26 protein-coding genes and 1 riboswitch are annotated in these 24,454 nt (G+C 43.5%); of the genes, 11 read left to right on the plus strand and 15 right to left on the minus strand.

Features of this window, described 5'->3' with window-relative positions; all coding sequences use genetic code 11:
* The first annotated feature begins 17 nt into the window (after nt 1-17).
* Nucleotides 18-1,076: a butyrate kinase gene (buk, locus tag CD004_RS03575; RefSeq protein ID WP_102261519.1), complete on the plus strand. Its 1,059-nt coding sequence runs from the start codon at nt 18-20 to the stop codon at nt 1,074-1,076.
* Between the two features lie 212 nt (nt 1,077-1,288).
* Here buk and CD004_RS03580 read toward each other — a convergent pair whose 3' ends face one another.
* From CD004_RS03580 to pepT, 7 genes are all read right to left on the minus strand, one after another.
* The gene (locus tag CD004_RS03580) at nt 1,289-2,227 is read right to left on the minus strand and encodes a ketopantoate reductase family protein (RefSeq protein WP_102261520.1); all 939 of its coding nucleotides are present in this window, start codon (nt 2,225-2,227) and stop codon (nt 1,289-1,291) included.
* A 70-nt stretch (nt 2,228-2,297) separates the two neighbouring features.
* The gene (locus CD004_RS23995; protein ID WP_170029936.1) at nt 2,298-2,453 is read right to left on the minus strand and encodes a hypothetical protein; all 156 of its coding nucleotides are present in this window, start codon (nt 2,451-2,453) and stop codon (nt 2,298-2,300) included.
* 2 nt (nt 2,454-2,455) lie between these two features.
* The gene (locus CD004_RS03585) at nt 2,456-3,907 is read right to left on the minus strand and encodes a carbon starvation CstA family protein (protein ID WP_102261521.1); all 1,452 of its coding nucleotides are present in this window, start codon (nt 3,905-3,907) and stop codon (nt 2,456-2,458) included.
* A gap of 162 nt (nt 3,908-4,069) precedes the next feature.
* Nucleotides 4,070-4,801: a LytR/AlgR family response regulator transcription factor gene (locus CD004_RS03590; protein ID WP_102261522.1), complete on the minus strand. Its 732-nt coding sequence runs from the start codon at nt 4,799-4,801 to the stop codon at nt 4,070-4,072.
* A gap of 3 nt (nt 4,802-4,804) precedes the next feature.
* The gene (locus CD004_RS03595; RefSeq protein ID WP_102261523.1) at nt 4,805-6,538 is read right to left on the minus strand and encodes a sensor histidine kinase; all 1,734 of its coding nucleotides are present in this window, start codon (nt 6,536-6,538) and stop codon (nt 4,805-4,807) included.
* 471 nt (nt 6,539-7,009) lie between these two features.
* Nucleotides 7,010-7,873 carry a LiaG family protein gene (gene liaG, locus CD004_RS03600; protein ID WP_102261524.1) on the minus strand — a complete coding sequence of 288 codons (864 nt, stop codon included), beginning with the start codon at nt 7,871-7,873 and terminating at the stop codon, nt 7,010-7,012.
* A gap of 172 nt (nt 7,874-8,045) precedes the next feature.
* Nucleotides 8,046-9,278, minus strand: a complete 1,233-nt coding sequence (gene pepT, locus CD004_RS03605) for a peptidase T (RefSeq protein ID WP_102261525.1) — start codon at nt 9,276-9,278, stop codon at nt 8,046-8,048.
* A 123-nt stretch (nt 9,279-9,401) separates the two neighbouring features.
* Between pepT and CD004_RS23695 the strand changes: the two genes are divergently transcribed.
* The 7 genes from CD004_RS23695 (at nt 9,402) to CD004_RS03630 (ending at nt 13,440) form a co-directional block, all read left to right on the plus strand.
* Nucleotides 9,402-9,542 carry a hypothetical protein gene (locus CD004_RS23695; RefSeq protein WP_158651481.1) on the plus strand — a complete coding sequence of 47 codons (141 nt, stop codon included), beginning with the start codon at nt 9,402-9,404 and terminating at the stop codon, nt 9,540-9,542.
* Entirely contained in the window at nt 9,535-9,687 is a 153-nt protein-coding gene (locus CD004_RS24000) for a hypothetical protein (protein ID WP_170029938.1), read from the plus strand. The genes CD004_RS23695 and CD004_RS24000 overlap by 8 nt, the downstream gene beginning before the upstream one ends.
* Before the next feature lie 66 nt (nt 9,688-9,753).
* Nucleotides 9,754-9,863, plus strand: a riboswitch (TPP riboswitch).
* Between the two features lie 72 nt (nt 9,864-9,935).
* Nucleotides 9,936-10,751 (plus strand): hydroxyethylthiazole kinase, encoded by an 816-nt coding sequence (gene thiM / locus CD004_RS03610; protein WP_102261526.1) that lies wholly within the window; start codon nt 9,936-9,938, stop codon nt 10,749-10,751.
* A 1-nt stretch (nt 10,752) separates the two neighbouring features.
* On the plus strand, nt 10,753-11,571 hold the full coding sequence (thiD, locus tag CD004_RS03615) for a bifunctional hydroxymethylpyrimidine kinase/phosphomethylpyrimidine kinase (protein WP_180321275.1): 819 nt from the start codon (nt 10,753-10,755) through the stop codon (nt 11,569-11,571).
* Nucleotides 11,559-12,206: a thiamine phosphate synthase gene (gene thiE, locus CD004_RS03620; RefSeq protein ID WP_102261527.1), complete on the plus strand. Its 648-nt coding sequence runs from the start codon at nt 11,559-11,561 to the stop codon at nt 12,204-12,206. Before thiD ends, thiE begins: the two co-directional genes overlap by 13 nt.
* A gap of 12 nt (nt 12,207-12,218) precedes the next feature.
* Nucleotides 12,219-12,722: an energy coupling factor transporter S component ThiW gene (gene thiW, locus CD004_RS03625; RefSeq protein ID WP_102261528.1), complete on the plus strand. Its 504-nt coding sequence runs from the start codon at nt 12,219-12,221 to the stop codon at nt 12,720-12,722.
* Nucleotides 12,723-12,825: 103 nt separating this feature from the next.
* Complete coding sequence (locus tag CD004_RS03630; RefSeq protein ID WP_102261529.1) at nt 12,826-13,440, plus strand: exonuclease domain-containing protein; 615 nt, start codon at nt 12,826-12,828, stop codon at nt 13,438-13,440.
* A 36-nt stretch (nt 13,441-13,476) separates the two neighbouring features.
* On the opposite strand, the gene trhA is transcribed toward CD004_RS03630, so the two are convergent.
* Nucleotides 13,477-14,124, minus strand: a complete 648-nt coding sequence (gene trhA / locus CD004_RS03635; protein WP_102261530.1) for a PAQR family membrane homeostasis protein TrhA — start codon at nt 14,122-14,124, stop codon at nt 13,477-13,479.
* A 132-nt stretch (nt 14,125-14,256) separates the two neighbouring features.
* On the opposite strand from trhA, the gene CD004_RS03640 reads away from it, so the two are divergent.
* Complete coding sequence (locus CD004_RS03640) at nt 14,257-14,841, plus strand: DUF1836 domain-containing protein (protein ID WP_102261531.1); 585 nt, start codon at nt 14,257-14,259, stop codon at nt 14,839-14,841.
* Nucleotides 14,842-14,848: 7 nt separating this feature from the next.
* Complete coding sequence (locus tag CD004_RS03645) at nt 14,849-15,079, plus strand: helix-turn-helix domain-containing protein (protein ID WP_102264979.1); 231 nt, start codon at nt 14,849-14,851, stop codon at nt 15,077-15,079.
* A gap of 31 nt (nt 15,080-15,110) precedes the next feature.
* Here CD004_RS03645 and CD004_RS03650 read toward each other — a convergent pair whose 3' ends face one another.
* Together CD004_RS03650 and CD004_RS03655 are read right to left on the minus strand one after the other, a co-directional pair.
* A complete protein-coding gene (locus CD004_RS03650; RefSeq protein WP_102261532.1) occupies nt 15,111-16,772 on the minus strand; it encodes a PAS domain-containing sensor histidine kinase in 1,662 nt (553 codons plus the stop codon).
* Nucleotides 16,773-16,938: 166 nt separating this feature from the next.
* Entirely contained in the window at nt 16,939-17,319 is a 381-nt protein-coding gene (locus CD004_RS03655) for a hypothetical protein (RefSeq protein ID WP_102261533.1), read from the minus strand.
* 162 nt (nt 17,320-17,481) lie between these two features.
* Here CD004_RS03655 and CD004_RS03660 point away from each other — a divergent pair, with 162 nt between their 5' ends.
* The gene (locus CD004_RS03660) at nt 17,482-18,291 is read left to right on the plus strand and encodes an alpha/beta fold hydrolase (protein WP_102264980.1); all 810 of its coding nucleotides are present in this window, start codon (nt 17,482-17,484) and stop codon (nt 18,289-18,291) included.
* Nucleotides 18,292-18,315: 24 nt separating this feature from the next.
* Here CD004_RS03660 and CD004_RS03665 read toward each other — a convergent pair whose 3' ends face one another.
* The 5 genes from CD004_RS03665 to CD004_RS03690 all read right to left on the minus strand — a co-directional run bounded on the left by CD004_RS03665 (nt 18,316) and on the right by CD004_RS03690 (nt 24,339).
* Nucleotides 18,316-19,260 (minus strand): Gfo/Idh/MocA family protein, encoded by a 945-nt coding sequence (locus CD004_RS03665; protein WP_102261534.1) that lies wholly within the window; start codon nt 19,258-19,260, stop codon nt 18,316-18,318.
* Nucleotides 19,261-19,399: 139 nt separating this feature from the next.
* Nucleotides 19,400-19,750 carry a hypothetical protein gene (locus CD004_RS03670; RefSeq protein WP_102261535.1) on the minus strand — a complete coding sequence of 117 codons (351 nt, stop codon included), beginning with the start codon at nt 19,748-19,750 and terminating at the stop codon, nt 19,400-19,402.
* 89 nt (nt 19,751-19,839) lie between these two features.
* The gene (locus CD004_RS03675) at nt 19,840-20,337 is read right to left on the minus strand and encodes a GNAT family N-acetyltransferase (RefSeq protein ID WP_102261536.1); all 498 of its coding nucleotides are present in this window, start codon (nt 20,335-20,337) and stop codon (nt 19,840-19,842) included.
* Between the two features lie 539 nt (nt 20,338-20,876).
* The gene (locus CD004_RS03685; protein ID WP_102261538.1) at nt 20,877-22,535 is read right to left on the minus strand and encodes a glutamine--tRNA ligase/YqeY domain fusion protein; all 1,659 of its coding nucleotides are present in this window, start codon (nt 22,533-22,535) and stop codon (nt 20,877-20,879) included.
* Nucleotides 22,536-22,686: 151 nt separating this feature from the next.
* Entirely contained in the window at nt 22,687-24,339 is a 1,653-nt protein-coding gene (locus CD004_RS03690; protein WP_102261539.1) for a M20/M25/M40 family metallo-hydrolase, read from the minus strand.
* Nucleotides 24,340-24,454: the final 115 nt, after the last annotated feature.

Below are 24,454 nucleotides of genomic sequence, written 5' to 3' on the forward strand. Positions count from 1 at the left end.
GAGATAGGAGAGGTATAATGAAAATTTCAGCGATAAATCCAGGCTCCACTTCTACCAAGCTAGCAGTTTACGAAGATGAAAAATTACTATTTGAAGATACGATCCGTCATGCTGATGCTGAAATCATAAAGCTGCCGGAATTAGCCGACCAGCTGCAGTACAGATTTGAGTCCATCATGGAAGCTTTACGGTTGAAGGGCTTCAAACCTTCAGAGCTGGACGCGGTCGTTGGCCGGGGTGGGATGCTGAAGCCGATGGACAGCGGGACATATATAGTTGATGAAAATTTGCTGAATGATGCACGCTCCGGGAAATATGGCAATCATGCATCGAACCTGGGATCCATTATCGCAGCGGAAATAGCTGGAACTCATCAAATACCAGCCTATATTGTTGACCCAGTATGTGTGGATGAACTGATTGATGAAGCGAGGATTTCCGGACTGGCTGATATTGAGAGGAAAAGCCATGTCCATGCCCTCAATATCAAGGCCGTTTCCCGCAAAATTGCAGCCGGAATTGGGAAGGATTTGGATGATACAAGCTTTGTTGTGGCCCATCTAGGAGGAGGCATTTCAGTCGCTGCACTGCAGAATGGCAGGATCATAGATGTCAACAATGCCGAAAATGAGGGACCGTTCTCTCCCGAACGGGCAGGCGGGCTCCCGGCAAAACAGCTCGTCCAGCTTTGTTTTTCAGGAAAATATACTGAAAAAGAATTGCTTCTGATGATGACTAAGCAGGGTGGTGTGTATTCCTATCTTGGTACCAAGAATCTTATAGAAGCTGAGAACCTGGCTGCTGAGGGTGACTCGAAGGCTGGTCTTATTTTAAAAGCGATGGTCCACCAGATTGGAAAAGAGATCGGCGCGATGGCGACCGTACTGGAAGGGAAGATTGACGGAATCATTCTTACCGGGGGAATCGCCCATTCAGATATGATTGCAAATATGATACAGGAGAAAATCAGTTTCCTGGGAAAAGTTTTCGTCCTGCCTGGTGAAGCGGAAATGGAATCCCTGGCTGCAGGTGCTTTAAGAGTGATGAAAGGGCAAGAAGAAGCGAAAATCTATTAAAAAATGGCTGAGTCTATGTGTCTCGAGTGAACACATAAGGCTCAGCCATTTTTTTGACTAGAATAATGGAGATATTCGCAAAAATAGGATTTTACTCGCAGTAAACCAGGATTTATTCGCAAATAAATGAAGTTTATTCGCAAGAACCAAAAGTTTATCCGCAAATAAACAAATTTATTCGCAAAAAACCCTTTTTATTCGCAAACTGGAAATTATCGCGGATTTTTTCCAGCACCAAGTCCGCTCTCGTAGATTTTCACATTAGCATAAATGGCAGATAAAATCGGTGCCGTCAATCCAGACTGCTCAGCTTTCTTCAGCAAGTAGCCAAATAGGTGATCAGCTTCTGTCAGCAGTGACTTTTCCATATCACGCTGAAGGGAGGATTTCATTCCATGGCCGATTTCCTTCATTCTCCCCAGGATACCATCCATAGCTCCTGCTGCCAGAGGGGCATCGATTTTATCCATGATTTCCGCAGTTTCATGCACCAGGCTCTCGATTGTTTTCCAGCCGTTCTCCTGATCGCGTATTGGACCGATCGGCGACCTGAACAGGGAGGTAATACCGCTCAGTGAAGTGATGAATAAGTATTTATGCCACATTTCCTGCTGAATTTTTTCAGAAAGGTGGAAGCTTGCTTTTGTTCCGCTAAATGCTTCTTCAAGCTGCAAGATTCGTTCAGTTTTTTCGCCATTTCGTTCACCGAAGACCAAATCATGGATGGGACTGGTTTGAACTATTTTTCCATCTTGAGTCAGGGTAGTCTCGATAAAGCAAAGGCCTCCAATCACTTTTTCAGCACCGAATGCTTCTGTCAGCACATCAAGATGTGCTATTCCGTTCAATAATGGCAGTACCATCGTTTCGTCTCCAACATAATGCTTGATGCTCTCAACCGCGCCATCCAGATGATAGGACTTTGTGGATACAAGAATTACGTCATATGGTTCCGTATTTTCTCCTGCCAAAATAGTCTTAGGTTCTGCAAAGCGCATATCCCCATGAATACTTTCCACTAACAACCCATTGGAACGCAGCTGCTGCTGGCGCTTTTCACGGACCAAGAATGTGACATCTTCTCCTTTTTCCAAAAGGCGGCCTCCAAAGTAACCTCCAATTGCACCTGCTCCTACGATCAATATTTTCATTTCCATCAACCTCCTAAACTATGTAAAAGTGCACGCCTGGAATCAAGCGTGCACCCTGGTGTTTGTCTTATTAATAAGAAAGGAAGGCTGCAAGAAGCCCGCCTGCTGTAATAAGGACAATGATGATTTTTGCGAGAAAGGGAAGCTGCTCTTTCCCTTTCTCATTCACCTGACTTTCCTTCTCATTGACCGATTTGCGGTACTCCGGACTGCAGCATCCGCTCATCGTTACGCCACCTTATTATAGCCAGAAATATCTTCTTCAAGCGGGATGTTTTTAGCCCGTGCTTTTTTAGCAGCGTTGAAGAAAATAACTGTGATGACAGCTGTTACGATTACTGCTCCAATATTGGATACAGTCAGCGACTGGCCGAATCCGATTTGAGCATTAAGAATATAGGAAGTCGTAGCTGCCGTCATGAACATACCGGGAATCATCGCGATCCAGTAGTTCTTCTTGGCGATGAACAGGTACATGGCACCAACCCAAAGCGCGATAACCGCTGTTGATTGGTTAGCCCAGGAGAAGTATCTCCACAGAAGCGTGAAATCAATTTTTGTCAAAGCGAAAGAGATAACGAATAAAGGAACAGCAATCCAAAGACGGCTGGTGATCTTCTTCTGTGAAAAATTGAAGTAGTCAGCGATGATCATACGTGCGCTACGGAATGCTGTATCACCAGATGTGATTGGAAGTACGATTACACCAAGAACTGCAAGAGTTCCACCGATTGCGCCAAGCATCAATGTTGAAGCTTCACTTACGATTGCCGCCGGTCCGCCGTTTGCAAGCATGTCGTTCAAGCCGTTGTAGCCATCGAACAAGCTCATTGCCGCAGCAGCCCAGATCATTGCGATGACACCTTCAGCAATCATCATGCCGTAGAAAATCTTGCGGCCATTCTTTTCATTTTGCGTTGTACGTGAAATGATCGGTGTTTGTGTAGCATGGAAACCTGATAGCGCTCCACAAGAAATTGTTAAGAACAATAGTGGGAATATCGCTGCATTACCAGGGTGGAAATTCGTTAAAGATAATTCAGGAATCGGTGCACCAGTGATGACAAGCATTGCACCTACTCCGACTGCACTGATCAACAGCAATGCGCCGAAAATAGGGTAGAAGCGGCCAATGATTTTATCAACTGGGAGAAGCGTCGCTAAAATATAGTAAACAAAGATTGCTGCAATGATGATTCCCATTGTTACCTTTCCGTCCATCAATGTATGAAGCAGACCAGCGGGAGCTGTGACGAAAACGGTACCAACTAAAAGTAAGAGAAGAATTGCGAATGCGTTAACAACATGTTTCATGAATTTTCCGAGGAACTTTCCTGCAAGTTCAGGAAGATGCGCTCCACGGTTGCGGATGGAAATCATCCCTGTCAGGTAGTCATGGACAGCACCAGCGAAAATCGCGCCAAGAACGATCCAAAGGAAGGCAACCGGCCCGTAAAGAGCTCCCATGATCGGCCCGAAAATAGGTCCGACACCAGCGATATTAAGAAGTTGGATCAGAGAGTTCTTTGCTGTGGACATTGGCACATAGTCAACGTCATCTTTATGAGTGTATGCGGGAGTGGTACGAACATCATTCACGCCGAAAACCTTTTCTACAAACTTGCCATACGTAAAATAACCAATGATTAGTAGTGCGATACCAGCTAGAAAGGTATACATATGAAACCTCCTCAAAGTGAAATTGTATGCGTTTTCATTAAGTATAATAAAGAAGCTGGAATTGTGGCTGTTTTGTGAACAAGATGCAGGAAAATGAGACTGAAGTGCAAAATATGTCGATTGAAATGCAAAAAAGCACCCTTAAGATGCTTTAATGAAAACTTATAATTCCAGCTGTGTCCTCAGCGATTTTACATAATTCCGGCTGACGGACAGCATTTCATCCCGACCTTCGATTTCCAATTGATAGGCCCCGTTGAACCATGGGGTGAGGCGGGTGACATAATCCAGGTTTACAATATAGCTTTTATGAATGCGGAAAAAAGAGTATGTCGTTAGTCTGATTTCAAGGTCCTTTAAAGGGATTTTGGTTTCGTATTCCCTTGTTTTCGTAACAATCTTTGAATACTTTTCTTCTCTCGAAATGTACAGGATATCCTTTGGGTCTAAATAAAAAATCTCGCCATCACCTTCTACGGCAAGCTTGCCAGTCTGCTTGCCCGGCTCTTGCTCAGCTGGCGTGTGGAAATGCTTCTCAATCCTCAAAACCGTCTCCATCAGCTGATTCTCATCATAGGGTTTAAGCAAGTAATCAACTGCCTCATATCTGAATGCCTCGGCAGCAAATTGCGGATAGGCGGTTGCGAACACAATCAGTGGAGTTTTCTTTAATTCCATCAGCGCTTTGGCTGCTTCCATTCCATTCATTTTAGGCATTTCAACATCAAGGAAGACAACATCCGGATGGAGCTGCAAGGCCTTCATGACCGCAGCTTCCCCTGATTCAGCTTCCCCGACAACCTGGATGGAAGGGAAGGACTGCAATAAATGCTTCAGCTCATCCCTGCTGTATAATTCATCATCAACGATTAAAGTTCGTATCATCTTGTCCATCTATCATTCCTCCGCTTGTGGAATCGTAAAAGAAATCTCCGTTCCATTTCCGGGCTCACTTTTAATCCGCAGTGAAGCTGCTTCCCCAAAATTCATCGTAAGTCTTCTGTTCACATTGAAAAGTGCGATCCCGCTTCCTGTTTCTGAATCAATTATTTGTTTACCTAACTGATTGATTCGCTCCTTGCTCATTCCCTGTCCATTATCTCTCACCGTTACTAGCGTGCTTTTATCGGCTTTATGAACCTCTATATGGATTTGGCAGTCATGATCCATATTCATGATTCCATGTTTTACGGCATTTTCTACAATTGGCTGCAGTGTCAGCGGCGGAATTTTTACAGGCAAAGCGTCATCTTCAATATCATAGGTAACCTTCAGTTTTTCTACAAAACGGGCCTCTTCAATAGATAGATAGGCTTTCACATGGGCCAATTCCTGCTCAAGTGTTGTCATTGATACTGTCGTCGCGGTCAGGTTCTGACGAAGGAAATGGGAAAGAGAGACAAGCAGCTTCCTCGCTTTTGAAGGGTCAATCCTGATCAGCGATGTGATGACATTCATTGTATTGAAAAGGAAGTGAGGACTGATTTGTGCCTGCAGGGCCTTTACTTCAGCCTCCTTGGCAAGCTGATAGGCTTTATCCGCTTCAGCGATTTCAAGCTGGTTGCTGAGCAGGTTGCTAAGGCCGGATATCAGCTCAATGACGACATTGGTGATTTCTTTTTCCGATTTAAAATAAAACTTCAGCGTGCCAATCGTTTCGTCGCGCAGTTTTAAAGGAGCGATCACTGCAGCACCAAGAGGGCAGCTTTGCTCGCGGCAGTGAATCGTTTCATCATTCGCGACGACAAGCTTGCCGCTTTTCAGTACATCCCTCGTAATCTGCGTCTGGATGGGACTTGTTGAGCGATGATGGTCATCACCAAGTCCGATATGGGCCAGGATTTCAGTTTGGTTGGTGATTGCGACCGCACTAGTCTGCACCTCGTTGTGCAAAATCTGGCAGACTGCCCGGGCTGAATCCTGATTGATGCCCTTGCGCAAGTATGCGAGTGTCTGGTCAGCGATTCGCAGGGTTTTTTGCGCAAGCATCGCTCCTGTCTTTTCCTCTTCGGAAACAACATTTTTTATCACCATCAAAAATAAAGCAGACCCAAGGCCATTTGCGATAATCATTGGAACACCGATAATTTCGACAAGTGTTTGCGCTTGCTCATAAGGCTTCGCAATCAAAAGGATAATCAGCATCTGCACTGTTTCGGCAATTGCCCCAACCAGGAATGCGGTCCTCAGATTGACATTGTTTTTCTTCTTCTGAAAGCGGCCGGCAATGATTCCGGCAACGATGGCTGCAAGTCCGCAGGCAAGTGCAGTGAACCCGCCAAGCGTGAAGCGATGCACCCCCGCGATCAAGCCGGCACCAATACCGACCTTGTATCCGCCAAGCATGCCGGCAATCACGATCCCGATCACACGGGAATTGGCAATCGCTTCATCCGAAGCCAGGTCAGCAGCCCAGGGGTTGAACTGGAGATTATCCGTTGAAAAACTCATCCCGGAATATGTACCAATAATCCCGAAAAAACCAAAGAATACAATCGCAAAATACTGCTGTCGCCGGTTCAGGGAATCATGGTAAATCAACCCCCGAAAGAAGCGGAATCTTGTTAAAATGAAAGCAATCGTTACAATGATGCCAAGCCGTTCCAACATCGTAATGAGTAATTCGAACATAACCGTACTCCTCAGGAAGTGTTTGCATTCATTTTAAATGAACAAGGTTGAAAAACAAAGATATCTAGATATAAAAAGAAGCCTGGTTAGCTTGAACCAGGCTTTGTTACGGTTGTTATTCTCTGAATAAATGTTTCTAATCCAGGTTTATAACGGAAATATATTTTTTTTTAGCGATTTGGGAATTATCAGCTGATTTTTCCAGTCCAATAAGATGGAGATGTGCCCTCTCAGAATGAAGTTCGCGCCTTTATTGGCGATAATCTAATTATATTGGCGGAGTTCACAATTTTATTGGCGATTTTTTATTTTTATTGGCGATAATCTCATTATATTGGCGAAAATAAAAATTTATTGGCGAATTGGAAATTCTGCGCTTTTTTTCCAGTTTGCTAGGTGGATTTTTCTGGGGAGGTACATTCGCAAAAAGTAAAATGGCGAACTGGAAATCCAGTTCGCCAACTCATTTCTTTAAAAGATTTCAATATTGCCGCTTGATACATCAGCGTTGATTTTGTATTTCCCGCTTCCGTGTTTGCCGCTAAGGCGGTTATCAGTTTCTTCTTTGTTTTCAAGCGGGAAATCACTCGATAGGTCACCGCTGCTTATTTTTCCGTTTAACGTAAAATCAGTATCATCTGGTAAATCCAGCTCGATATTTCCTGAACTTACATTTAAATCAACATCATCTCTCAAAGAATCCATCTGGATTTCTAGCTCACCCGAGGACACATCTGCATCAAGCTTGCCAGAGTAGTTTTTGACATTGACGCTTCCGGAGCTGACTTCAAATGAACCAGAGCCAGCAGCTACTGAATTGATTTCCACTTCGCCTGATGAACTGTGGTGCACGTATGTTTCAACATCCAGGTTTTCCAGGACCATCCTTCCTGATCCGATATCAATCGCAAGTTCCTTAAGCTTCATCGGGGAATCAACCGAATGTCCCTTGAATACAACTTCGCCTGAGCCAAGCTCGATTTCCATATTCTTTTCATAGTCTTCAGGAATATAAACGGTCAGAGTTGTTTTCTCCATCTCAAACCAGTTGAACCAGAAGAAGCCTTTGCGTTTAACAGCAACCTCGATTTCATTTCCATGCTTATCAACTTTTACCGTACCTTTGCCCTTCAGCTCGGCACGAACATCATCCCGGTCTTCTGGCACAATCATCGTCTCGACGCTTGAAACATCGATTGTGATATTTTTCGTTTGATCGGTCACCTTCACGGCGTCTTCCGCCTGTGCAAAGTTTACTCCACTGCCATCGAAGATATAATTCCAAGCGATATAAGCCCCGGTTATTATCAGGAAAATAACTAAAATTCGTTTCATTTTTTTTAAATCTCCTCTCAACTTCGTTCTATATTTAGAATAAGGGTAATCGCTCTTTATCCCAATGTACCTCCGATTTAAATCTGGATAGGTCCTGAGGCGGATATTGAGTTAAGTCGCTCCTAAAAAAAGAAGCCAGATTCCTTTCAGTTGGGAGTCTGGCTTCTTGTTGTTAGGCTTTAGCTTCAAAGAGTTTAGCTATTTCTATTATTGTTTCAACGGATTTCAACATATTATCCACAGAGATATATTCGAACCTTCCGTGGAAGTTCTCTCCGCCTGTAAAAATATTAGGTGTCGGCAGTCCCATGTAGCTAAGCTGGGAACCGTCTGTGCCGCCGCGGATCGGTTTGACGATCGGCTTGATGCCGAGGTTTTCCATCGCCTCGTAAGCAATGTCGACAATTTCTTTTACCGGCTCGATTTTATCCTTCATATTGTAGTACTGGTCGTTCATTTCAAGCTCAACACGGGTTTCGCCGTGTGTAAGTCTTAATTCATTGGTGATTTTCTGCATTAAATCCTTCCGGGCCTCGAAGCTGTCACGGTCGAAGTCACGGATAATATAGTGCAGTGTTGTTTCTTCAACATCGCCTTCAATTGAGCTTAGGTGGAAGAAGCCTTCATATCCTGCTGTATGCTCAGGTGCTTCCTCTGCTGGAAGCTTGCTGTTAAAGTCCATCGCGATTTTTGCAGAGTTCACCATTTTTCCTTTTGCTGTACCTGGATGGACGTTCTTGCCTTTAAAAGTAACCTTCGCGCTTGCTGCGTTAAAGCTTTCATACTCCAGTTCGCCAAGCGGTCCGCCATCAACAGTATAAGCAAATTTTGCATCGAATGCTCTAACATCGAACTTATGCGGCCCTCTGCCGATTTCCTCATCCGGTGTGAACGCAACACGGATTTTACCATGTTTGATTTCCGGGTGCTTGTTCAAATAAGCCATTGCCGTCATGATTTCAGCAATTCCAGCTTTGTTGTCCGCGCCAAGAAGAGTAGTTCCATCGGTCGTAATTAAAGTGTGGCCTTTATACTGAGGCAGCTCAGGAAAATCGGCCGGAGAAAGAATGATATTTTGTTCCTCGTTAAGGATAATCTGATTGCCGTCGAAGTTTTCCACAACCTGAGGGTTTACATTTTTGCCGGTAAAATCAGTTGCCGTATCCACATGGGCAAGGAAGCCAATAGTTGGCACTTCTTTATCCGTATTGGCAGGAAGAGTCGCCATCACATAACCATTCTCGTCAATCGTCACTTCTGACATTCCAATCGTTTTTAATTCCTCGACAAGCATATTCGCAAGAGTCAGCTGGCCTTCTGTCGATGGAGTGGTCTCGCTGTTTTCATTAGACTGGGTGTCCACTTTAACATATGAAGTGAATCTTTCAATGATCTCGTTCTTCATTTCCTTTCAACTCCCATTACTATGTATATTTTCATATTAGCATAGAACATCAGAAACGCCATTTTAAAGGAATCTCAAAATTCAATTTTTAAGGTATAATGGTGAAAAGGAGGCTGGTTAATTATGGGATATATTTTTACCGCTATTGTCCTGTTTGTAGTGTTCTATACGATATATAAAGTAATCCGCTCCGGAAAATTGCCGAGCAACAACTATACTCCATTTGATGATATTGCAGAAGGGAAAGTAGATAAAGATGAATGAATTGGGCTTGGTTGTTGTCCTGGTATTGGCTCTTTGGTCCATTACGAAAACACTAGAGAAATTGGCTAATAGAATCATGGAAAAACAGGAGCAGCAATATGAACTGCTAAAAGAAATCAAAGAATTACTAAATAATGAAAAATAGCAAATATGATTTTATGTCTTTACATAAATAAAAGTTAAGGTTAGGATGAGAATAATTGAATATTCGATTTACTACTAGGGGTGCCCTGTTACGGGCTGAGAGAAAGACGTTATGTCTTTTAACCCTTCGGACCTGATCTGGGTAATACCAGCGTAGGAAAGTAGTGTGAGAGATGTTTTTCTTACTTTGCTTCTAAGCCAGGTCCACATATGGATCTGGCTTTTTTATTTTTTCAATGAGGTTACAGGATGGAAAAGAAAGAGATTGCTATACTGCTGGACAGAGTCCGCAGGGAGAACCCGCTCGTACATAACATAACCAATGTTGTGGTAACCAACTTTACTGCCAATGGATTGCTGGCTCTGGGGGCGTCCCCGGTAATGGCATATGCTCAAGAGGAAGTTGCTGAAATGGCGAGGATGGCGGGAAGTATTGTCCTCAATATTGGAACGCTTAGGCAAGAAGTCGTAGAGTCGATGCTGATTGCCGGCAAGGCGGCGAACGAGCATGGAGTATCGGTTATCCTGGACCCTGTTGGTGCGGGCGCGACACAGTATCGTACCGAGACAGCTAGGATGTTGATGGAAGATTTGGAGATTGCGATTATCAGAGGGAATGCATCCGAGATTGCCAATGTTGCCGGGGAGAATTGGAGTATACGTGGAGTGGATGCTGGCGAATCAAATGGGGATGTTTTGGAGCTTGCTATTTTGGCCGCGAAAAAATTGAAGACAGTTGTTGTCCTTACTGGTAAAGACGACATTATTACAGATGGACATACTGTATTTATTGTCCACAATGGGCACCCAATGTTAACAAAAGTGACGGGAACCGGCTGTTTGCTGACGTCAGTGATTGGCGCATTCACTGCTATTGAAAAAAATATGCTCATAGCGGCAACAGCAGCAGTAACCATCTATGGAGTGGCAGCGGAAATGGCTGCTGACAATAGTGCTGATCGCGGACCTGGGAGTTTTCAAAGTGAATTTTTAAACCAGCTCTACCTGATTGGTGGAAACGATTTGATTGAGAAAATGTCTCTTACTCGAAAGGAGGTCGATTGATATGGAAAAAGCTTTAACAATTGCGGGCTCGGACAGCGGTGGCGGTGCTGGCATCCAGGCGGATCTGAAAACGTTCCAGGAGCTGAAAGTTTTTGGGATGTCTGCGCTGACCGCTGTAACGGCGCAAAATACGCTTGGTGTCCAGAGAGTCTTTCCGATGGAGGCAGAGGCAGTCGCCCGGCAAATCCAATCGGTAGGAGAAGATATAGGGGTTGATGCCTTGAAGACAGGAATGCTTTTCAACGCAGAAATCATTGAAACCGTTGCTGATAAAATAAAGCAGTTTGCCTGGGATAAGGTAGTTATCGATCCGGTCATGATTGCCAAGGGTGGAGCGTCATTGCTTCAGCAGGAAGCTGTTTCTGCCCTGAAAGATCATTTGCTTCCACTTTGCCTCGTGGTCACACCCAATATTCCTGAAGCAGAAGTGCTGACCGGGATGACTATACACAGTCACAATGACAAGAAGGAAGCGGCAAGGCGTATCCATGCCCTGGGAGCAAAAAACGTCGTCATAAAAGGCGGTCATGATGAGGATGCGAATGAGTCTGTTGATCTCCTTTTTAATGGTGCAGACTTTGAGTTCTTCTCTGTTCCAAGAATTGAAACGAAGAACACGCACGGAACTGGCTGCACTTTTTCCGCTGCCATCACGGCACAGCTTGCGAAGGGATTGACAGTATATGACGCGGTATCTGTGGCGAAGGAGTTCATCCATGCTGCCATCGCAAACCCGCTGAGTATTGGCCAAGGTCACGGCCCAACAAACCATTGGGCTTTTAACAGGGAGAAAGGAAGTATTGCGACATGGCAAAGATAAGTCCAGGTAAAATGAGAAGTTTGCTTAAGGTGTATTTTATCACCGGCAGCACCAATTGCCTGGAGGATCCCCGAGTAGTGCTGGAAGAGGCAATTCGCGGAGGAATCACTCTTTTTCAATATCGTGAAAAAGGGAGTAACTGCCTTGAAGGGACGGAAAAGCTGTCGATGGGAAGGGAGCTGCAAAGAATCTGCAAGAACAATGGCATACCGTTCATTGTGAACGATGATATCGAAATGGCCCTTGAGCTTGATGCGGACGGCGTCCATATTGGTCAGGAGGATGAGGATGCAAAGGAGGTCCGCAAAAAAATCGGTGACAAAATTCTGGGAGTATCTGTGCATTGTGTAAAAGAGGCAGAAAAGGCAAAGCTTGCAGGTGCGGATTATTTTGGCGTTGGCCCGATATTTCCAACAGAAACAAAGAAGGATACAAGAGATGTTCAGGGAACTGCACTTATCAAGGAGTTAAAAGATTTTGAGATTCCGATTGTCGGTATCGGAGGAATTACCGCTGAGAATGCTTCGCTCGTGATGGAAGCTGGAGCCGATGGAGTTTCAGTGATTACTGCGATCAGCCATGCAGATGACGTCAGGGAAGCAGCAGCCAAATTGAGAGGCAAAATTTTTCACTAAACGGAGGGTAAAATGAGAAACACACAAAAGCTTACACTTACTGCAATGTTGGTAGCCATCGGTACATTGACCAGCCACATGTTGTTTATCCCGCTTGGTATTGTGAAGGTATTTCCGGTGCAGCATTTCATCAATATATTGTCTGCCGTGTTACTTGGACCATATTACGCGATAGCACAGGCCATTGGCGTTTCACTGCTGAGGAATTTGATGGGGACTGGTTCAGTCTTTGCCTTTCCGGGGAGCATGATTGGTGCACTCCTTGCTGCATATTTATTTAAAAAAACGAAGAAAATAGGTTTCGCTTTTGCCGGTGAGGTAGTTGGCACAGGAATCATCGGTGCAATTGCCAGCTATCCAATTGCAGTACTTTTTCTAGGCCAGGAGGCAGCTGTTTTTGGATTCATTCCTGCTTTCCTCGCGAGCTCACTGGCTGGTGCGACATTAGGCTTTATTCTTTTGAAAATTTTTCTGAAGAATGCTGGTGGAAGTATTGAGATGACCAGCAAATATTAATTTGGAAATAGTTTCTTAAGTATGCCTTTAGCTGGAAATGGGTGAATTCCTGCTATATGATAAATAATAGGATCATATATTCCAGCTGAAAAGGGTGACATTTTTGAACAAAGAGAACAAGCTTGGATTGGTAGTGGACGTAGAGACAACTGGACTTGGTCCAGATTCAGATGAAATAATAGAACTGGCTGTGAAGCTTTTCTCCTTTCACGAGGAATCAGGAGAAATAATCGATATTCTCGATGAAGATTCTTATTTAAGGGAGCCGCTATCCACGACTGCGCAAAGAAATTATGACAGAGCGTACCGGATTCATGGGATTTCTTATGATCTGGTTCGTGGAAAGACATTTTACGATGAAAAAATTATGGATTATTTCAATCGCACCGATGCGATTTTTGCCCATAATGCTTCATTCGACAGAAGCTTTTTATTAAGGATGTATCCAGAAGTCAACGAGTTGAATTGGTATTGCACGATGAAGAATGTTAAATGGAAGAACCATGGCTTTCCCAACAGCAAACTGCTGACTTTACTGCAGGCGCATAACATTTCGAAATTCCAGACGCACAGGGCGATGGATGACATTACATATTTGACGGAACTGCTGAAGCAGCAAAACCCAAATGGTGATTATTATTTGAAGGAAGTATTGGATTATGGTCCGATGCGGAAGTATCAGCCTGCGCAAAAACAAAGAAGAAGGATGTTCTATTAGAAAAGGTGCCTGTTTTTGCAGGCACCTTTTCTCTCTTTATAGGACATATAAATAAACGCTCAAGAAATGGGAAAGGCTCCCGAGCATGATGAAAATATGGAAAATTTCATGGAAACCGAGATGCTTAGAACGAAGGAAATCTGGTTTCAACGCATAAATGACGCCACCGATCGTGTACATGATTCCCCCGGCAACCAGCCAGAATATTCCGGCAGGATTTAAGACGGAAGAAAGGGGAGAGACGACGAAAATGACCATCCAGCCCATGACAATATAGATAGAGGTAGAAAGCCATCTTGGACTCCTGAACCAAATCATCTTAAAGAGGATTCCGCACAAAGCAGCGAATGTAATGATGCCGAACAAGGTCCAGCCTGTCACTCCATTAAGGCTTATCAGGCAAAACGGTGTATAGGTTCCGGCAATCAATACGAAAATCATCGAATGGTCGATTTTTCGAAGGAAGGCGATCACGCTATCTTTGCTGATGACCATATGATAGGTAGCAGATGCAGTATAAAGAAGAATCATGCTGATGCCAAAAATCGTGACAGAAGTAATAGCCAGCGGTGAGCCTGTGGTAAGTGCAGCTTTGATGACGAGGGCAAGCAGGCCTGCAAAGGAAAGTAAAGCACCGGCAAGATGAGTCAGACCATTAATTGGTTCGCGGATGTAGCTGTTCATAATTTTAACCTCCATATCGCTTTATATAGTATTAATAACTACTTATAATAATATATGCATAACGATACATAGTCAATGTTTACGATTGCGTTTTTTTGCATTATAATGAAATAAAAACATGAGGGATTACTATTGAATAATATAGAACAGCTGTTAGCTGAGCTTAAACTTGAAAATAATATTGCATTGGAAGACATTCCGGAAATCGACTTGTACATGGACCAGGTAATCCAGCTATTCGAAAAGAATTTTGGAAGTTCGACAAGGAATAAGGAAGAAAAAGTCCTGACGAAAACAATGATCAATAATTACGCGAAGGGGAAGCTGTTCTTCCCGATAAAAAATAAAAAGTATTCGAAAGAGCACCTGATTCTGATCAGCTTGATTTATCAGCTGAAAGGCGGTTTGTCCATCCAGGATATCAAGCAGACTCTCGAAGGGGTTAACCAGAGGACCGAGGCAGGGGATATCCCGCTAGGCGATTTTTATCAAAGTTATTTGAAGCTTTATGAGAAAAATGTTGAAATCTTCAGTGAGGATGTCCTGAAAACGGAGCAAGATGTTAAACAGGAAGTAAAGAGGCTTGATGCGGATGAACCTGAGGAACTAGAAACGGTATTAATGATTGCATCACTCATTAATATAAGTAATTTTTACAGAAGGACAGCAGAAAAGCTGGTTGACAGGCTTGCTGCTGAGATTAAGAAAAAGGACTGAATACAGGGTGTATTTGACAGTAAAAGAAGCAGCAGAATACTTATCGATCCCGGAATCGAAAGTAGAAAAGATGATTTTTCAGCGAAAAATAAGGGCCATTCATGATGGCGACCATTATTTGATTTACAAAGATCAATTCAACATGCATATGAAACAGATGGAGAAATATAAAAAACTTGTTGAGGAAATCATGAATGAGCCGGTGCCCGACGATATCGATATTAAGGATGAAGATTAAAAAAACGCGAAAGGACTGATCCTTTCGCGTTTTATCTTGCTGCTGATCCTATTCTTCGTATTTCACCTGCGTGCTTGATCGGCAATTGAACGATTACGTCTGTACCTTTAGCAGGTTCGCTTTTGAACTTGATTGTACCGTTATGAGATTGAACAATTTTGAAGCTGACGGTCATTCCGAGTCCGGTACCTTTTTCTTTGGAAGAATAAAAAGGTTCACCAATTCTTTCGAGCAGCTCTTTGGATATCCCTACACCCTGGTCCTTAACCACAACTGTAACATTGTTATCAAAGCTCTCGAGTGAGATGTTGACGACATCCCCCGCTGAAGATGCTTCAATTGCATTCTTTAAAATGTTGATAAACAACTGCTTCAGCTGATTCGGCTCGCATTCTATCATGACAGGCTCGCTTTGTACCTGAAACTCGATTTGGATATTATGCAGGCTTGCTTCTGATTTTAAAAGTGAAATGACATCATGTAAAATAACCTGCAAATCTGCTTCAGTGTATTTAATTTGCTGCGGCTTGGCCAATAATAGCAACTCGCTGACGATATGGTTGATTCTGTTCAGCTCATCGATCATGATCTGGTAGTATAGCTGATGCTTTTCATCCTCCATCTGCAAAAGCTGGACAAGTCCCTTTAAAGAAGTAAGCGGATTGCGGATTTCATGGGCTACACTTGCTGATAGCTCGCCGACTACCGACAGCTTGTCCGTTCTACGCAAACGCTCCTCTGTTTCGCGCAGCTCCGTAACGTCCCTTGAGTTGCAAATGATCCCGGCGATTTTGTCATTCACAATGATCGGAAGGGAAGTGCTCTGGAAAATGAGCGTTTTATCGTTCTTATGCAACAATTCCAATTCAAACATTTGCGGGCAGTGATTTTCTACCACGCTGGCAACCTTATCTAAAACAATCTGCCTGTGGGAATCTGGAATCAAGTCTGCCAGGTTTTTTCCGATATATTCATCCTTGCTATAACCCGTAATTTTTTCAAACTGTGGATTAAGATTTGTGATTGTGCCATTCAAGTCGAGCATCGAAACGATATCAGGGCTGTAATCAAATAATGACCGGTATTGCTGCCTGCTTTCCTCAAGAAGAGTTTCAACATTTTTTCGTTCAGTGATATCTCGGCCAATTATGACAAGGCCTTGCCGGCTTCCGTCATCATTAAATAGCGGCACTTTAATAGTATCAAATGTCTTGGTTGTTCCATCCGGCTGTGGAAGCACTTCCTCGACACGGATGATTCCGCCTGCTTTCCATGCTTCTTCATCGGATATCTCGCAATATCTTAATGCATCGCTGAAATAATTGCTGTATTCCGCAAGCTCCGAGTCTTTCTTTCCTCTATAGTCAACGTGTTCAATATCAAACAGTTTTAAACCAAAATCATTGGCTTGTATCCATCGGCCTTCTCCATCCTTGAAGTTGACGAAATCGACCATTGAATTGATCAGTGTGGACAGTCGCTCTTCTTCTTCTTTGGACGCACTCAATTCTTCCATCTTCGAGATGAAAAAATAGAAAAACCATCCTGCTAATAGTACATACAGTATTTCCTTCGTATGTTCGATTACTTCAACAAATTTCGAAGGAGCGTATAAATTCAACAGATAGTTTGTTCCGAAAATCCAGGTAATGCTCAGTATGAAAAAGATCAGGACATATTGCTTTTTTTTCATCTCTTGACTCCTAAAGTAAGCATTAGCTTACGCAATTTAAATAAGTGTTACTTTTCTATAGTAGCACAATTCATCCAACTAAAATTAAGATTATTTTTAATTTATCTTCTCTTCTATTTGGAAAAATATACAAGGACCGAATTAGATTCGGTCCACGATAACTTTGTTAAAAATCTCCATCCGTTGCCTGGAATGGAATATTCAAACGATTTTCAACTGTCCGGAGTCTCTGGTTCAATCGATTTAAGCGCCGCGTGTGTCGTTCATCGTTTTGATTTAAGCGCGTAACCTCATTATTAAGACGTCCAATTTCCCTGTTAAGCCTTGCAATCTCCCTGTTTTGTCGGCCAATCTCTTTATTCTGTCTGTCCAGCTCTGTTTTTTGAACCTGGATTTGCCGTTCAAGCTGGCTGACTCTTCGTTCAAGAGCCGGCTGCCTTGCGTGATCATGATCATGTGGTTCCTGCTGTTGCGTGTAATAGTTGAAATCATAATGAGTATATGGGTCAAATTGATGCGGACTGTAAGCATAGTGATTCGGATACATACGGGCACACTCCTTAGTTTAAAAAAAGTCCGCCAGGGTGGCGGTAAATTCTATATAAGGTATGTAGGTGTACGCGGAGAGTGAAGGGCAGTTGCCTAAAGAAGGAAAAAACTGGTGAAGGGGCGAATGGATAAACAGGTCAAGATCAGAGGAGATGAAACTATGGATTGCAAAGTAAGAAAGGGCAATATTCATTATGAAGTCATTGGGAAAGGTTTTCCCTTGCTCATCCTTCATGCTATGGGTACGGACCACCGTTCGATGAAAGGCTGGCTTGAACCTGTTTTTAATGAAATTGAAGGTTTCCAAAGAGTATATATTGATTTGCCTGCCCATGGGCGGAGTGATATTGATAATAATGTGAAATCAACGGATGACTTACTTGGAAATCTATTGGACTTTATTGATGATACATTTTGGGAGAAAGAGTTTTCACTTATTGGCGCTTCCTTTGGCGGATATTTAGCACAAGGTATTATCCATAAGAGAAGAGTACAGGTAAAAGGGATTTGCCTTTTGGCTCCAGCACTGCATGTAAAAGAAAGGAATCTGCCAGAACGAATTGTTTTAGAGAAGGATGAAGAGCTGCTTTCAAATCTTGAGCCTGATATCCGAACCGCATTTGAAACTCTATTCATCCACCAAAATGAAGCAACATTCGAAGCCTTCGTGAAAGAAATCCAGCCCGGCAGGCTTTTGGCCAATCGTGATTTTCTCGCTTCGGATTGGAAGGCCAAACGATATTACATGACTGATAAACCATTTCACGATGTTGAAACCCTACCACAATCAGCGTTGTTCATCCTTGGCAAGATGGATTATATTTGCGGATATAAGGACCATTTCTTTTTGTTGGATAAGCTCCCGAATTCTACATTGGCTGTATTGGATCGTGCAGGCCATATGCTGCATGTTGAGAAGCGTGAACTTGTCCAGGCTATATTTGGGGATTGGCTGACAAGCAGCCATTAAAAAAGAGAGCGCAGATCCGCGCTCTCAACCTTTCCTGAGTTGCTCCAATATAACCTGCGCCTCGTATCCGGCGGCAAAATCAATGATCGTAGATTCATTTCCTTTGATCGCTTTTACGAGATTATCAACCAATGAATCTGTCAGGGATTCATCTGTGTTGAGCGGTAAGATTTCTTCCCCAAGCTTGCCGCCTACTAGTTGTCCCCAGTTCAGCAGCGATAACGTCCCCTCGTCTCCATAAGCAGTGAAGGCAATTTCCTCCTTGCCGGCAATCTGGCTCATGCCATCAATCAGTACAGGAGTACCATCAGCAAGCTTCAAGATTGCAAGGATCGCATTTTCGCTGGCGTGCGCGTCTTCAGGGAATTGAATGTGGACATCTTTCACCTCTACAGACCCAAAAATCTTTTGCAGCTGCTGTATGAAATGGACACCAACCTCAAGGACATAGCCACCCTGTTCCTTGCTCGCAACCCACGCATTCTGCTGCCATGGGCGCGGCCATTGTGGGAAATGCATCTTCAATTGGACTCTTCTCAGCTTGCCAACATAGTTCTCCTTCATTAATTTTTCAAAAGTCTTGCTGCCAGCACTGTAGTTCAGCGGAAAGTTCATCGCATGGACGACACCAGCATCCTGCGCCTGCTTTAATAGACTTTCAGCCTCCTCAACCGAGTTAGCCAGCGGTTTTTCACATAAAATATGTATGCCTTTCGCAAGTACATCAGATGCAACCGCATGATGGAACTTAGGGGGAACAGCGACATAAACAAGATTCAACTCCGATTTCTCAAGCATTTCTTGATGGTTCGTGAATGCCGGAATACCGCCAAGTTCGGCTGCCGTTTCCTTCGCTCTTGCTTCCAAAGAGTCGCACACAGCCGCAATTTCCATCTCCGGATGTTCTTGAAAACCTCTTATCAAACGCTGGCCAATCGCACCCAGGCCAATCACTCCAACTTTTATCATAGGGAACCTCCATACAATCTTTTGTAAACTATTATACAGATAATTTTAACTATTAAATAGTTTAGTGAGTCGAAATAGTAAACTTGAATAGAAAAGAAGAAAACGCTGCCGTGTGTTTGGCAGCGTTTTTGCTCTGTTTCTAATCAACATCCGGTTGAAACCCTATCAACTTAGCTTTCTTATCAGCCATTGGATCCGCATCTGGGAAGGTGATCACAGAGGCGATATAATCCCAGCGCAGGAACATGTGGGTGATACAAGTTTCCTCCACCTGGTCTGCAGCGGGAATGGCGGTTCCATCTTCCTTCTGGACGGGAGTCCGCTTATAGCAAGGGTTTTCAACCCAAATCCCCATATTCTCAGCATGTACTATTTTTACAAGATACCATTCATCTGGCTGATAGATTCCCGTGATATCTCCAATCATGCTATCGGGAAAATTTTTAAGTTTAATTTGAACCTTTTGGTTAACATAAGCATCTAAAAACATGAGCAATCTCCTTTCATAAAAGACTCATCTTTTACCTACTTCCTTTTTGAGCAAAAAATAAACATGAAAAAAAGGCCAATTTAGGCCTTTTATAAAAATAACACCATCAAATCTTCATTATAGTAAGTCCCGTCAATCTGCAAAGCATTCTTTTCAACTCCATATGGTTCGAAACCTAGAGAAACATATAGTTTTTTTGCCGGCTCATTGGTTGAGGTCACTGTGAGGTGGATCTGTTCCACGCTGTTTAATTCTGCCGCTTGTTGAATGGCTTTTTTTACAAGTTCCCGTCCAAGACCCCGACCACGTTGTGAGGGTGTCACATACATAGCAAAGATATTCGCTCGGTGCTTCAGCTTTACTTTCCCTTCTGGAACAAGTGTCACGACCCCGACCAGTTGGTTTGTGTCAAACGCGCCAAATGTATATGTGTGTTTATTATCTAGCCTCTGTCTGTAATCTGCTACTTCATAATTCATTTCATCCTCATAACTCGAGCTGAATGCCTCAGGGTTCTTAAGTAAGGCTTCGTGGCGAAGGCTTCTATAACTCTCAGCATCCTCGCCATTTAATCGTCGAATTTCCATTATGCTCACCTCTGTAAAATAGTTGCTTTATAAAGTTCTAGATTAGCAGCAGGTTTTCCTTTTAAAAAGAGAATTAGGTTCAAACATGGAGCATTAGAAAAGGAGAATCAACTAGACACAAACGTTACGTAAGTAAGACAGGTTTGGAGGTGATGATGTTAAAGCTGTCAAAAGATGAGGGAGCTTCAGACAGGTTTGAGATTAATGGACGAAAAGCTGTCAAAAGATGGGGTAACTTCAGACAGGTTCGGCATCAAAAAGAGAAAAGCTGTCAAAAGATGGGGTAACTTCAGACAGGTTTGGCATCAAAAGGAGAAAAGCTGTCAAAAGATGGGGTAACTTCAGACAGGTTTGGCATCAAAAGGAGAAAAGCTGTCAAAAGATGAGGGAACTTCGGACAAGTTTGGCTGCACAAAGAGAAAAGCTGTCAAAAGAAGAATGAAGTTTGGGCAGGTTCGTCAGCAAAAAGAGTTGATCTGTCAGAAAAAGGAAAAAAATACCTCCCCGACAAACCCGGGGAGGTCAAAAAGGTCCAAATATTAAAGCTTAAACGAACTCTTCAACGATACGATGCGGTTAAAGACTTTCTTGTCTTCTGTTGTATGCTTTGGATCGACGTTGAAGTAGCCGTGGCGGAAGAACTGGAATTTGTCTTGCGGCTTGGCGTCCTGCATGTTTGGCTCGATGAAGCCGTTCACGATTACCAGGGATTTTTCATTGACCTGATCCAAGAATGATTTGTTCTCTGCTTCCTCTTCGCTTTCATCTTTATCATCAAGAATCAACGGCTCATACAGGCGGAATTCTGCTGGAAGTGCATGTGTAGCATCTACCCAGTGAAGAGTTCCTTTTACCTTTCGGCCAGTGAAGCCAGATCCGCTTTTTGTTTCTACATCATAAGTGCAGTGAAGCTCAACGACTTCGCCATTTTCATCCTTGATGACGTCATTGCACTTAATGAAGTAAGCGTGCTTCAAACGGACTTCATTGCCAGGGAAGAGGCGGAAGTACTTTGCTGGAGGATTTTCCATGAAATCATCCTGCTCAACATAAATCTCGCGGGAAAATGGGATTTTTCGTGTTCCCATCTCTGGATTCTCAGGGTTGATGTCTGCATCGAGCCATTCCACTTCGCCTTCCGGATAGTTCGTGATGACGATTTTCAATGGACGAAGCACTCCCATCGTACGAGGAGCCTTCAGCTTAAGGTCTTCACGTACAAAGTGCTCGAGCATTTGTGCGTCTACTGTAGAGTATCCTTTGGAAACTCCAGCCGCTTTAACAAACTCACGAATCGCTTCTGGTGTAAAACCGCGTCTTCTCAAGCCGGAAATTGTCGGCAGGCGAGGATCATCCCAGCCATCAACATATCCTTCTTCGACTAGTTGCTTCAGTTTGCGCTTGCTCATTACCGTATTTGTCAGGTTCAGGCGGCCAAATTCGATTTGCTGAGGTGTTGCTTCCATTTCACACTCACGGACAACCCAGTCGTAAAGCGGACGCTGGTCTTCGAATTCGGTTGTGCACAAGCTGTGGGTAACACCCTCAAGCGCATCCTCGATTGGATGGGCGAAAGCGTACATTGGGTAGATGCACCATTTATCGCCTGTGTTATGGTGTGTTGCATGGGAAATTCGATAGATGACTGGGGCACGAAGGTTGATATTAGGTGATGACATATCAATCTTCGCACGCAATACCTTTTCACCATTTGCGAATTCGCCGTTCTTCATCTTTTCAAACAGCTCGAGATTCTCCTCAACAGAACGGTTGCGGTACGGGCTTTCCTTGCCTGGTTCGGAAAGTGTGCCGCGGTATTCCCGGATTTCATCTGCTGATAAATCATCAACATACGCTAATCCCTTTTTAATCAACAGGACAGCACGGTCATACATTTCATCAAAATAATCTGATGCGTAAAACAATCCTTCCCATTCGTAACCAAGCCACTCAACGTCTTCCTTAATCGCATCGACGTATTCCTGGTCTTCCTTCAGTGGGTTTGTGTCATCGAAACGGAGATTTGTCCTGCCGCCGAATTCATCAGCAAGCCCAAAGTTGATGACGATGGATTTTGCGTGACCGATATGTAGGTATCCGTTTGGTTCTGGAGGGAATCGAGTCACGACTTTATCGCGCTTGCCGCTTTCCAAATCTTCCTTAATGATCGTTTTTATAAAATTAGAGTTTTCTTCCAAGTGAAATCAGCCTTTCCTTTGATCAGTCTCATTATCTTTATTTTAATGATTACTATAATATATTTCCACTGAACTATATAGTAATAAGAAAAAAGCGGAAAAACAAGTAGTGAAATATCAAAAAAGGTGCCTTAAACAAGGCACCTGCAGATTATTTGGCTAAAACATTCAGGATGACTTCGTAAGTCAGGTTCGGGACTATTTTAACAGAGTAGTCGATTTCCATTCGTTCATATCGTTTATGGGCGTCCAGCCCGTAAGGTCCGATATTAATAACTGGCACATTCAGCTCGCGGATTTCCTGGTAGTCCACGAAAAATTTCGTTCCCCAGCTTGGATTGTTCCGGGATGCGAAGTCCAATGCTTCATCATCATCACTCAAAGCGACAAAACTCATGTCAGATATATAAGGAAAGAAACTGCGGACAACAATTGGCTCATCATATCCCGGCTGTACTGTTTTGACAGCGCTGTCCAAAGCTTCAATCAGATTTCGCTCATCCTCAGTTTCACCAGTCACTTCAATCCTTGGTGAGTAGAGGGAAGAGTAAAAGATAATGATTGCCGGACTCTGGTCGGGCATCCATTTCCAGGCTTCCTCAACAACCCTCGCTGCGTACATCCTCAGGTCGAGGCTGGCATCGAGAAGGAGATCATCCTTGAATTCCACCATGTGAGCGGTGTATTCAGAGCCATGGGCCTGGATGAGTTCGGCTTCCATCTCTTCATAAGTCATTACCCTTGGCTTCCACTGAACCTTCCTGCCAGGCTCACCGCTTATTTTGCAAAATTGTTGATAACGTTCCTCGTACAGATTCAATGCTTTTTCAAAAGCAATATGAGCTTGCTCCTTCAATTTTTCCAAAACATCCTTTGGCGTCCAGGAGTGAATGAAGAAATTGTAATAAACATAAGCAGCCAGAGCTGTTTGCACAGTATAGTTTGGCTTCAGGTCCATCTGCTTCAGGGAAACTGGAGGCATCGTCGTCTCCCCGAATGCTTCATTACACAGTTCAGGATTATAGTCGATTTGTCTGGTCAATTCAGCAGCAATCAAGTTCGGATCCAGGCCTTCGAAAGCGGAGCCGACATGCGTTTCCGCGCCGGTGATAAAAAAGGATGGGAGAAGCTTCCCGACAGTGCCTTTATAAATATATCGGTTCTTGTCTCCGCCAAATCGTGGCGAAACAAAATCACTATTAATCAGTCCGATATATTCAAACCCATGCTCTTCTTTCCAGGCGTTCAGGTCTTTGACTCCAGAGAGGATTCCATACGAACTGTCCTCTTCATCACACTCCGTTAAAAAAACAATATTGCCATCGAGCTCCTCTGGATGTTCAGAAAAGTATTTCAGCAGATAAAGATTGGAAGCGACACCGCTCTTCATATCGAGCGTACCGCGGCCAAACATCCAGTCACCTGATTCAGCATGTTCCTTTACAAGAGGAGGCAGTTTCTCCTTTTTTAGCTCCTCAAGAAGTTCATCCGGATTGAACGCGAGATCAGCTAGTTGGGTAAAATCATCAATTCCTACTGTGTCAAGATGTCCCATCAAAATGACAGTACGGTTGCTGTTTCCTTTTGTGCCTTTTACAAAAGCCATGACATTGTAGCGTTCGAGTACATCATTCTGGGTTTGCGGTTTGATGACGTGTGACGGATTCTCTATAAAATAAGGAAACGATGAGATCATCGTATAAAGTGCCTGGGCAATCTCGTTCTCTCCATTTGTGTTGACAATGCTCCCGATGTTCACAAGCTGCTTTGTATAAAATAAAACCTCATCCCTGCAATCAAGCATCTAAAGCATCCCCTTTCGGAATATTCAGGTTTTTGATTCAAACGTAACGCATATTAGTGGGAAATACAAGAGGTGTAAAGTGGTATTTGTCACATGAAAAATCCTCCCCGGTAAT

This window comes from Mesobacillus jeotgali (assembly GCF_002874535.1).
GTDB lineage: Bacteria > Bacillota > Bacilli > Bacillales > Cytobacillaceae > Mesobacillus > Mesobacillus jeotgali.